The organism is Bacillus piscicola (assembly GCF_022458745.1).
GTDB classification, from domain to species: Bacteria; Bacillota; Bacilli; order Bacillales; family Marinococcaceae; genus Alteribacillus_A; species Alteribacillus_A piscicola.
The window spans coordinates 1-11,113 of sequence record NZ_JAJJJF010000022.1; the positions used below are offsets into that span (position 1 = coordinate 1).

Here is an 11,113-nt window from a genome sequence, read left to right on the forward strand (position 1 = left end):
GATTATCTAATAAAAATCGCGCCACTATCGCATATTAGGGTCAGGTAGAGTGCAAATCCTTGGTCCTGTTGGCAGAAGTATTACATACGAATTCTTACGTAACTCTTAGTAGTAGTGCAATTTTTTTTGCGACATTTGAATAAGACTAAAAAGCACAGAAAACTTTTAACCTGTGAAAAGCAGTGGGTGGTGTCAGATACCTAACATGGTTCTCTTCTCGAGTGGAGTAGCCTAAGATACATGAAACTGGCTGCTCCATTTTTTTAAATGAGATGCCGTATCACTAAGTGATGAAGCGATCTCTTGATTATGACTAATTAATCTCTGCTGTTCGGCAGAAAGCCTTACTATTTGATCCGTACTGGCTAATGTCTGTTGGGCAATACTTGTAAATGATACGGAAGTCTCCTCAAACTGGGGAATCTGCAGTTCTAATCGGGATAGGGTGGAGGCCATTTCTTCTACACGCTCTGTGGTCACCATTATCTTTTCGAGTAAATGATGAAATGCCTTATTTGAAGAATCTGCAGCTTTCACATGTTGTCCCACCATCTCAACAATATGATTAAACTCCAAAGTGATCTTGTGATTGACTTTTATAATATGTGCGATCGGTTGTTTCATCTCTTCCGTTGCTTTTGATGTCTGTTCCGCTAGCTTTCTCACTTCCAGAGCAACTACGGAAAAGCCTGATCCTGCCTCTCCTGCACGTGCTGCTTCAATGGTGGCGTTCAATGCAAGAAGTTTCGTTTGCTCCGAGATTCCTTGAATCAATTGAATAATCCCTGATACTTCATTCGATTGTTCTTGGGCTTCCCGTATTGGTTCGTGCAGCGCCGACACCGAGAACTTCAGTGATTCCATCGAAGTCATTAATTCACCAACATGTGCTTGTCCTTTCTTGGCTTGATCATTCATGTTGCTGGCATCTCGGTTTAGTTCGGCAAGCTGTTCGAACGTCGTTTTAATGTTCTGTTTCATCTCTTGGAATTGGGCAGAGTTGACCTCAGAGCTGCTTGCTGTCTGTTCTGCCCCGTCATTTACGACTTGAATGGCGCCTCTCAGTTGATGTGTGCTTTCATGAATGGTTGCGGAAGAGTCATAAATGTCTTCTCCTGTGTATGATAACTGTGTGATCGTTTGCTGAACCTCACGGACTAAATGATTCATAAAGCGCATCATATGATTAAAGCTTTTCGTTAGAGAGACAATTTCAGGGCTGGTCGATGGATAAGGAGCCTCCTGGTTTAAATCGCCCTCTCGTACCTGGCGCATGAGCCGGCGCAAGTGGGAAAGAGGACGAATAAGCGATTGAACCGCAAGATAAATAATGACGATAACCACCCCCATACTCAGAAGGACAAGTGATAATATAAGCATTCGTAATTCATGAATTCCCCCTAAATAATCTTCAGTCGGCACTGCTAACACGACCGCTTCCCGAGTATCTTGTATGTAATCAAATGTTAAAATCATTTCTGTTCCATCTACCATTTTATAAACTGAGCCATTGCCTTGTTCAAGGATGGCTGCTATTTCATTTTTATTTAATGAGACATGAGATGTTTCACTAACAGGAAATGGACGTAACTGACCCTCTTCGTTAATGCGAAAAAAATCCGCCCGCAGCCCATCCTTGATCAACCCGACTGCCTGGGCTCGAATCCCATATTCAAATTGCTTGTCAAATCGTTCTAAATCATGAATATAAGATAGCTTTAAATACTCGGCCCTCTCTTTACTGACCTGAATTTCTCGTTCGAATCGTTTTTCATTGGCCTCGATAAGCATCTCCTCTGCTTTGGAATAGCTGATATATCCAATGGTGCCAGAAGAGAGCACCACAACCGTCACAATAATAATCAAAAGCCGCGCTTGTAACGACAGCCGATGCAAAGGATGATTTTCTGCTTCTTCTAACGTTCTAAGCCTCCTCTTCTTGCCTTTTATCTTTTGTTTACACCAGTGAAGGACCGGCTTTACCCTTTGGACTAGCGACCATTTTCTCATCTCTATTGCTTTCCTCCCCTTACGTCACTTAGACTAAAAGACTATTCTATTATCATTATCTCGAAGAAACGTTAAGGGATTATAAAGCTTGTGTAAGAGATGTTTTAATTTTTCTCTATCTAAAAGAGGCGAAGTTCTCATGAAGAAAGCCATAAACACAAGTATGATCATACTCTTCGTAATTTAAGATCATCGATAAATGGTGAAAAAAAGGGGGAACTATTAATCGGCTAAAGCACGTGATGTAAGCCTATTTTTTGATAAAAGAAGGTAGTCGAAATGTGAAGGAATATCAAGAAAAGGGTCATCATTTACATGAAATGGATGCCAAGATTGTTTAAATATGTGCTATAATTTGATCAATGTGTGGGAAATTATTGAAATTTTAGTGTCATACATATATTTTGCGCGTGGAGGATCATCATGGAAGAAACGATTAGTCTGCAGGAAATTTTTCAAACGTTGAAAAAACGGCTGGCCATGCTCATTATTATCACGTTTTTCGCAACCGCAATCGCCGGGGTTGTCAGTTTTTTTGTGTTGACCCCAATTTATCAAAGCAGCACGCAAATGCTGGTCAGCCAGCAGGCGACCGGTGCGAAATCGGCACTGGAAGCGGTAGGGTTTGACACGGATTCGGAATACATTGAAACATACAATGTCATTATGAAAAGTCCGTACATATTGGATCAGGTCGTCGAGGAATTGGGAACGAACGATAAGGCTTCGGAATTGAACCAGAAGATCTCCATTACAAGAGAAGGGGAATCGCAAGTAATCACGCTGACGGTGGAAGACCCGAATCCGGGAAAAGCAGTCAACATCGCCAATACAACGGCTTCTGTGTTTGAACGGGAGATTGCTGATTTGCTGCGGATCGATAATGTCGTCGTCCTTGCGCCGGCAGAACTGGGTGAAAATCCGGTCCCCGTGAAGCCGCAGCCACTCCTGAATATGGCCATTGCCTTCGTTGTCGGCTTGATGGCAGCGGTCGGGATCGCATTCCTTCTTGAGTACCTGGACAATACGTTCCGCACCGAGGAAGATGTGGAACAGGAACTCGGTCTTCCCGTACTTGGCAGTATTCCGATTATTGACAGTGCAAATGACGAAGCGACGGCACCGACAGATACAAAACAGGCAAACAGTAACGGCAGATTGAAGCGGAGAGGGCGTGAACGCGTTGGCTCGTAAAAAGAAAAACAAGAAAATGGCCCAAAATCGGAACTTGACAACATGGACAGACCCTAAATCACCGGTGTCCGAGCTGTACCGGACGATCCGGACGAACATTCAATATGCGGCAGTGGAGCGGCCGATTCAGAGTCTTTTAATTACGTCTCCCGGACCGGAAGAGGGGAAATCAACGACCGTTGCGAATCTCGCGGTGACGATGGCCCAGCAAGGAAAGAACACGTTAATCGTCGATGCCGATCTGCGGAAGCCGACGGTTCACTACACGTTCCGGACGATGAATGCCCAAGGGCTGACGAATTTTTTGACGCACCAAGCCCGTTTCGGCGAGGTGATTCAGAGCACGGAAATCGATCATTTGTACATTTTACCGAGCGGTCCGATTCCGCCCAATCCGGCTGAACTGCTAAGCGCGAAAAAAATGGAACAATTTCTCCATGAAGCGAAAGAAGAATTTGATATCGTCTTATTCGACGCGCCGCCCGTCCTGCCGGTCACCGATGCCCAAGTGCTCGCCGGGTACTGCGACGCCAGCATCCTCGTGTTAAAAAGTGGAAAAACCGACATACAGGCCGGTCAAAAAGCGAAAGACCTGCTTGCAAAAGCCGACGCCAACATGATCGGCACCATCTTAAACCAGAGAAAGATCAACCAAAAGCACCAATACTATTACTATTACGGCAGCGCCAAAGCATAATAAAAGGAAGAACCGCCACTCTAATTACGGAGCAGGCGGTTTTTTCATGCAACCGATTAAAAGAAAGGCACAATGGGTACACAGAATGAGAGTTATCATTTTCCAAAAGGAGAAAGCATCATGGCAAAAACAACACGACGTTTCACCTTTTTTTTGGCTGGCGCACTGGTAGTGGTGCTAGTTGTCGTACTCGCGCTCGGCCGCGGTAATCCCGGTTCTGCTGTCGAAAACACACCGCTCGAAAAGGAGGACATTACGTTGGATCATCATTCTTATTTTCATAACAAGGCCAAAGTTGCCTTCGTCGGCAGCAGCGTGACGAAAGGGATTGGGGCGAGCAGCGAGGAGAAAAAATGGACAGCCCGGTTCAGCGACGTTCTGAGAAAAGAATTTCCAGGCATCGACACGAAAAACTTCGGGGCAAACGGCTTCACGACAAAAAACATTTACGAAGAAGGCATCGTGAACCAAGTTGTCGACTATCACCCTGACCTTATTTTGTTTGAAACTGCCGCACTAAATGATTTTCGAAAAATACAGCTGCCCGAAACGAAAAAGTATATATCGAAGACGATGGAGACGTTTGACAGGGATCTTCCGCAAGCCCACGTCATGATCCAGCCATCCAATCAACGCCGCAACGGCACCACCATCACCAAACACGGCCTTACTTACAATGAATATGTTCAGGAAACGGCAGCCTTTATTAAGAAAAATGACTGGGAGTACCTTGACTTCTGGCCGTATTTCGAAAAGACGTACGAAGAAAACGAGATCACTGTCCGGGACACCGTACAAGAAGACGGCGTCCATCCGAACGACCTCGGCAACCGCCTCTGGGCAGAAGCCCTCGTGTCCTATTTTGACAAAAACTGAGGAAATGAGGAAATATTCCCCGGGAAATATCCTTTATTTTGTCTAAATTAGGGAAATCAACGCGTAGAAAGGCCAACTCAAAAAGGAATAGGGGGAAACCCTTTTCAGACTGCAGGGAAAGCGTCATACTGAATAGAGAGAAAAGTCAGATGAGGGAGAGGATAGCATGGAACAATTCGAGCAATCCGCCATGTTGAAGCGGCTGCCGAAACAATTTTTTGCGAATTTAGTGAAACAGGTCCAACAATTAAAAAAAGAGGGCCATGATGTGATCAATCTTGGCCAGGGGAATCCGGATATGCCGACGCCGCCATCGATCATAAAGAGTTTACAGGAAGCAGCGGAGAACCCGGTCAATCATAAGTACTCCCCTTTTCGCGGTCATCACGATTTGAAAGAAGCGACCGCGGAATTTTATAAACGGGAGTACAACGTAGAGCTTGATCCTGAATCTGAAGTCGCGATTCTGTTCGGCGCGAAAGCAGGTCTGGTGGAAATCAGCCCGTGTTTGTTGAACCCAGGAGATACTATTCTACTGCCAGACCCAGGGTATCCTGATTATTTTTCCGGAACAGCAATGGCCGACGCGGATATCGAGCTGATGCCGCTCCTCGCGGAAAATAAATTTCTTCCAGACTACACAACGATTGAGGAGGACGTACTAGAAAAGGCGAAGCTGCTATTCCTCAATTATCCGAACAACCCGACGTCGGCGACTGCGGACAAGGCGTTTTTTGATGAAACCATTGCGCTTGCGAAACGGCACCACATCTGTGTCGTCCATGACTTCGCTTACGGCGCAATCGGCTACGATGGGGAAAAACCGCAAAGCTTCCTGCAGTCGGAGGGAGCGAAGGACATCGGGGTCGAAATGTACACAATGTCGAAAACATACAACATGGCCGGCTGGCGTGTCGGTATGGCAGTCGGCAATCCGTCCGTCATTGAAAGCATCAACCACATACAAGATCACTTATATGTCAGTCTGTTCGGAGCCGTACAGGATGCCGCTGCCCATGCCCTCACGGCTGACCAGGAACCGGTGCGCGAGATTGTGGCCACGTACGAAGCGCGCCGCAACACGTTCATCGAAACACTACAAAAAAAAGGTGTAGAGATCGACGCCCCGCCCGGCACCTTTTTCGTCTGGCTGCCCGTCCCGGACGGTTATTCGTCTGAAGAATTTTCCGACGTGCTCCTTCACAAAGCCCACGTCGCCACCGCCCCCGGAAACGGCTTCGGCAAACACGGCGAAGGCTACATCCGCATCGCTCTCCTCGACACCGAAGACCGCCTGCAAGAAGCAGCCGAACGAATCGCCCGAATCACAAAAGAAAACTAATTCGAAAAACAGCCCGACCTGTACGAACCACAGCACGGGCTGTTTTTTCTAGCAAAACCCTCGAATGAAAATGGGGTCCAGTTGTATCACCACTACATAATGGCCATAATAATGCGTCCCAGAGTTTGCATGAAGCCGTAAAAACAGGCAGGCGCCAAAATAGTAGTGTCATAGGTCGTGCATGGTGTCGCGAAAAAGCGTATCGGTGAAAATAACGACATCATAGAAGGTGGATGAAGCCATGAAACCGGGCAGTCGTCAAAATAGCAACGCCATAGAGGGTGTATGAAGTCGTGAAAATGGCTAGGCGCCAAAATAGCAACGCCATAGAGGGTGTATGGTGTCGTAAAAACGGCCAGGCGCCAAAATAGCGACGTCATAGGGAGTGTATGGCGTTGCGAAAATGGCTAGGCGCCAAAATAGCTACGTCATAGGGAGTGTATGGCGTTGCGAAAATGGCTAGGCGCCAAAATAACGACGTCATAGAGGGTGTATGAAGCCATGAAAAAGCGCAGCCATCAAAATAACGACGTCACAGAGGGTGTATGAAGTCATGAAAACGGGCAGGTGACAAAATAGCGACGTCATAGGGAGTGAATGGTGTCGCGAAAACGGGCAGTCGTCAAAATAGCGACGCCATAGAGGGTGTATGAAGTCGTGAAACCGGACAGTCGTCAAAACAGCAACGCCATAGAGTGTGTATGAAGTCATGAAACCGGGCAGTCGTCAAAATAACGACGTCATAGAAGGTGTATGGTGTCGCGAAAACGGGCAGTCGTCAAAATAGCGACGCCATAGAGTGTGTATGAAGTCGTGAAACCGTGTAGGCGTCAAAATAGCGACGCCATAGAGTGTGTATGAAGTCGTGAAACCGTGTAGGCGTCAAAATAGCAACGTCATAGAGTGTGTATGAAGTCGTGAAACCGTGCAGGCGACAAAATAACAACGTCATAGGGGGCGTGTGCCGTCATCAAAAGGCATCCTAACAAGCAAAAAACGCTTGGACGTTACTATCCAAGCGTTTCGGTTCCTCACACCCTAGTGTGGTATTTTCACTGTAAACGGCTCAAACTCAACAGGCTGAATAGTATCCCGTCGATACTCTAATTCTGTTTCTTCTCCGTTCTCATCCATTCCCACTCCGCCACCGCCAGTTGGGATCGACAAATAAGGGGTGGTCGTCACTTCGGTTACGTCGGAGTCGATCGGATCGAATTGCTTGTTGCTCGTATAGATCATGTTACCCCTTACTCGCTCTCCTTGTACGCCTCCGGAATGACTTTTTATTTCATTCCCATTTTGATCGGTCATCTTAAATTCGATCATATCTGCTCGGCTCAGCCCGTCGTCTGCCAATGTGGCGTCTTCGGAACTGGTGAATGACACGCTGGCCCCAGAGGCACCATAGGAAAATTCGGTAACGTCTAATGTAATACCATCCACTGTTTCCGTGTGCTGAACCGGTATTTTCTTGATGTCTTTCACTTTACTGATGGGGGTGGAAAAATACCAGGTTTCTCCGTTTTTCCCTTGTAGTATTAATCCTAAATCAAATTCACTTGGCATGTCATCGGTAACGGTGATCGTTTCCATAGCCGTTCGAGTCGTGGGGGATAAGATCTCTTCTCCATACGAACCGGAGGAACCACTAGGAGCCTTCCCGTCAATGGTAAAATCCATGCCGGAACCAAAATATTCGTTTCCAAGTGCTTTCTCAGATTTCATTTTCAGACCAATCGTAATATTGTTTTGGTCATATAATACTTCGTCCAACGTAACCGAAATACCGTTAATCGTTTTCGTTTCGCCTATCTGGCTTGTTAATCCTTTTTCTTGTGCTTGTTTTAACCCAATTAAATCTGAATCACCAAAGACAGAGCCGATCACAGGTAGTTTGGATAAACTGTGTGCCAAAGCCGGAGACTGATAGGAGATACCGAGCAAGATTATAAAGGCAGCGGCTATGCTGCTGATGGCATACACAAACGTATGTTTTTTGTTGGGCGTTTTATTTTTTTGGTATCGTTTCTTTTCGGCCGCACCCTGTTCGACGCCAAGCTGAATAGCGGCGCGAACTTGCTCTTTTGGAAAGTCATGAGACGATTCATGTGAGTTTTTCATTAAACGGATGACCCCTTTCCATCTCGAATTTTAACGTTTTCCTGGCTCTTCGCAAATTCGTTTTCACCGTCCCTACAGGCATTTCCAACACTTCGGCGATGTCTTTGATCGACAAATCATGATAATAAAATAAAATAATAGCCGTTTGATAGGAAGGAGTCAGCTTGGCCAAGGCCTCCCTCACATAAGAAGTTTCTATTTTTTCCTCATCCTTCTGTTCCAGGTTTTTCAATAACACCTCGTCTTCATACGGTATCATTCTCTTCTTTTCACGCAGTAACTTGTAGCATTCGCGAATAAGAATTCGACACAACCACGTGGAAAAACACGCCGGATTCTTCAGTTGATGGATAGATAAGATCGCATGGTACGCCGTTTCCTGTATAGCATCTAACGCGTCTTCTTTGGTAGAAACATACGAGAGCGCCTTGTAATAAAGCATTTTTTCTTCCAGGACAAGTAGTGTTTCCAGCGCTTGCGTATCCCCTTTGATCGCTTTTTTCACGACATGACTATTATGTTTCAACGACTGCCCACCCCCTTCTACCTATTAGAGAGATGAGAAGCAAAAAAAGTTTCACCTTCTGTATTTTTTCTCAATATGTTTCATTTGCCTCCCTGTCATAACTATACAATGTAAATTTCGATACCGGCAGAAGAGGTCGTGAAAAAGCGACACTGTCAAAATAGTGACGCCATAGCACTCATATGAGGTTGTGAAAAAGCGCAACGAAGAAAATAAAAACGTCATAGGGAGAGAATGGGGGCGTGAACAAGAGGGGCTGTTAAAATAGCGACGTCATAGAGGGTGTATGAGGCCCTGAAAAAGTGAGGTCGACAAAATAACGGCATCATCGGGCTCGTATGAAGTCGCGAAACAGCACAATGGTGAAAATAACGACGTCATAGCCCTTGTATGGCGTCGTGAAAAATCCCAGCCGTTAAAATAGCGACGTCACAGGGGGTGCATGAAGCCATGAAAAATCGCAGCCGTCAAAATAGCGACGTCAGAGAAGGTGTATGAAGTCCTGAAAAAGCACAGCGGTAAAAATAGCGACGTCACAGGAGGTGTATGAAGCCCTGAAAAAGTGAGGCCGACAAAATAACGGCATCATCGGGTTCGTATGAAGTCGCGAAACAGCACAATGGCGAAAATAAAGACGTCATAGGGCTTGTATGGCGTCGTGAAAAAGAGCGGACGGCAAAATAACAGCGTCATCGCGCTCATACGGCGTCCCTGCACTCGCACAACGTCATCGACAAACATCCAAACAAGCAAAAACGCTTGGACGGGGTCACCATCCAAGCGTTCGTTTTCTTCCCATTACAATCCAATAGAGACATACTGGGTTTCGAGGAAGTCTTCAATTCCTTGCTGGCCGCCTTCGCGTCCCATGCCGCTTTCTTTCATACCGCCGAACGGTGCTTGGGCGGCGGATGGGGCGCCGTCGTTCCAGCCGACAATGCCGTAATGCAGCTTTTCGATCACTTGCATGCCGCGGGAGTTGCTTTCGGTGAAGACGTAGGCCGCGAGTCCAAATGGCGAGCTATTCGCGAGGGTAACGGCTTCTTGATCGCTCGTTACTTTCTGAATCGGCGCGACTGGCCCGAATGTTTCTTCACTCATGACAATCATGGAGTGGTCCACGTTTTTCAGGACGGTTGGCTGATAGTAGCAGGTGCCAAGGTCGCTTGCCGCCGCTCCGCCGGTGGTGACTTCTGCGCCTTTTGCCACGGCATCTTTGACATGTGTTTCGACTTTCTCGACGCCGGCTTCGTTAATGAGCGGACCGACATCGACGTTGTCCTCGAGCCCGTTGCCGAGGCGGAGTTTTTTCACTTCCTCGGTGAAGCGGTCGACAAATTTGTCGTAAATGCCTTCCTGGACGTAAATGCGGTTGCCGCAAATGCACGTCTGTCCGCTATTTCGGAATTTCGAGGCAATGGCTCCGTTTACGGCTTTTTCCAGATCGGCGTCATCCAACACGATAATCGGGGCATGTCCGCCGAGTTCGAGGGAGAGGCGCATCACTTGGTCCGCGCCTTGGCGCATCAGTTCTTTTCCGACCTCGGTGGACCCGGTGAAGGTGACTTTTCGTACTTTCTCGTTGGCCATCAGCTCACCGCCGATTTGCGAGGAGGAGCCGGTGACGATATTGACGACGCCGGCCGGAAAGCCGACTTCTTCACACAGTTCAACGAAGCGGATCGCGGTTAACGGAGTTTCGCGCGACGGTTTAATCACAACCGTACAACCGGCCGCGAGCGCGGGTCCCATTTTCCGGGTCAGCATCGCGAGTGGAAAGTTCCACGGGGTAATGGCCGCCACGACACCGACCGGCTGCTTCCAAACTTGCAGTCGCTTATTCGCCGCGTGCGTCGGGATCGTCTGCCCGTACATGCGCTTTCCTTCCGCCGCAAACCAGTCAATAAAAGACGCCGCATACGCCGCTTCGCCTTTTGCTTCCGCGAGAGGTTTTCCCATCTCCAACGTCATAAGGCGGGCCAGCTCATCTTGGTTGGCGAGAATCGCATCGTTTAGCTTATCCAGAAGTGCCGCGCGTTCATAGACAGTTTTGGCACTCCACTCGGAAAACGCGTCGTGCGCAGCATCAATCGCCTTCCGCGTCTCGTCCGTCCCGCCTTTCGGGACTTCCCCGACACGCTCTTGCGTCGCCGGGTTCATCACCTCAATCGTCTCCAACTCATTCCCCGTCCACTTTCCATTAATAAAATGCAACTTCTTCACTCAAATCATCCTCCCTCGTTTGCATGGTATAATTATTGAACTTAAAATTAAACAAATTAGACGAACAACCATATAAGCATTCCGTTTAGACAGTCGTTTAAAATTACTTGTTGATTGTAACGGA

General features: G+C 47.3%; 8 protein-coding genes. 4 read left to right on the forward strand and 4 right to left on the reverse strand.

Annotated features, from left to right (window positions below):
- Positions 1 to 231: 231 nt before the first annotated feature.
- On the reverse strand, positions 232 to 2,010 hold the full coding sequence (locus LOR49_RS17050) for a methyl-accepting chemotaxis protein (RefSeq protein WP_240378154.1): 1,779 nt from the start codon (positions 2,008 to 2,010) through the stop codon (positions 232 to 234).
- A 423-nt stretch (positions 2,011 to 2,433) separates the two neighbouring features.
- Here LOR49_RS17050 and LOR49_RS17055 point away from each other — a divergent pair, with 423 nt between their 5' ends.
- The 4 genes from LOR49_RS17055 to LOR49_RS17070 all read left to right on the forward strand — a co-directional run bounded on the left by LOR49_RS17055 (position 2,434) and on the right by LOR49_RS17070 (position 6,119).
- The gene (locus LOR49_RS17055; protein WP_240378155.1) at positions 2,434 to 3,204 is read left to right on the forward strand and encodes a YveK family protein; all 771 of its coding nucleotides are present in this window, start codon (positions 2,434 to 2,436) and stop codon (positions 3,202 to 3,204) included.
- Positions 3,194 to 3,901 (forward strand): CpsD/CapB family tyrosine-protein kinase, encoded by a 708-nt coding sequence (locus tag LOR49_RS17060; RefSeq protein WP_420830498.1) that lies wholly within the window; start codon positions 3,194 to 3,196, stop codon positions 3,899 to 3,901. The genes LOR49_RS17055 and LOR49_RS17060 overlap by 11 nt, the downstream gene beginning before the upstream one ends.
- A 120-nt stretch (positions 3,902 to 4,021) precedes the next feature.
- On the forward strand, positions 4,022 to 4,777 hold the full coding sequence (locus tag LOR49_RS17065; protein ID WP_240378156.1) for an SGNH/GDSL hydrolase family protein: 756 nt from the start codon (positions 4,022 to 4,024) through the stop codon (positions 4,775 to 4,777).
- Positions 4,778 to 4,943: 166 nt separating this feature from the next.
- Positions 4,944 to 6,119, forward strand: a complete 1,176-nt coding sequence (locus tag LOR49_RS17070) for a pyridoxal phosphate-dependent aminotransferase (RefSeq protein WP_240378157.1) — start codon at positions 4,944 to 4,946, stop codon at positions 6,117 to 6,119.
- 1,038 nt (positions 6,120 to 7,157) lie between these two features.
- On the opposite strand, the gene LOR49_RS17075 is transcribed toward LOR49_RS17070, so the two are convergent.
- From LOR49_RS17075 to LOR49_RS17085, 3 genes are all read right to left on the reverse strand, one after another.
- Positions 7,158 to 8,240 (reverse strand): DUF4179 domain-containing protein, encoded by a 1,083-nt coding sequence (locus LOR49_RS17075; protein WP_240378158.1) that lies wholly within the window; start codon positions 8,238 to 8,240, stop codon positions 7,158 to 7,160.
- Positions 8,224 to 8,766, reverse strand: a complete 543-nt coding sequence (locus LOR49_RS17080) for a sigma-70 family RNA polymerase sigma factor (RefSeq protein ID WP_240378159.1) — start codon at positions 8,764 to 8,766, stop codon at positions 8,224 to 8,226. Before LOR49_RS17080 ends, LOR49_RS17075 begins: the two co-directional genes overlap by 17 nt.
- A 798-nt stretch (positions 8,767 to 9,564) precedes the next feature.
- Positions 9,565 to 10,989: an NAD-dependent succinate-semialdehyde dehydrogenase gene (locus LOR49_RS17085; RefSeq protein ID WP_338021161.1), complete on the reverse strand. Its 1,425-nt coding sequence runs from the start codon at positions 10,987 to 10,989 to the stop codon at positions 9,565 to 9,567.
- Between the last annotated feature and the right edge of the window lie 124 nt (positions 10,990 to 11,113).

Coding starts and splice junctions, on each gene's coding strand:
- LOR49_RS17050 (WP_240378154.1), bottom strand. CDS start 2,010: ATGAGAAAATGGTCGCTAGTCCAAAGGGTAAAGCCGGTCCTTCACTGG.
- LOR49_RS17055 (WP_240378155.1), top strand. CDS start 2,434: ATGGAAGAAACGATTAGTCTGCAGGAAATTTTTCAAACGTTGAAAAAA.
- LOR49_RS17065 (WP_240378156.1), top strand. CDS start 4,022: ATGGCAAAAACAACACGACGTTTCACCTTTTTTTTGGCTGGCGCACTG.
- LOR49_RS17070 (WP_240378157.1), top strand. CDS start 4,944: ATGGAACAATTCGAGCAATCCGCCATGTTGAAGCGGCTGCCGAAACAA.
- LOR49_RS17075 (WP_240378158.1), bottom strand. CDS start 8,240: ATGAAAAACTCACATGAATCGTCTCATGACTTTCCAAAAGAGCAAGTT.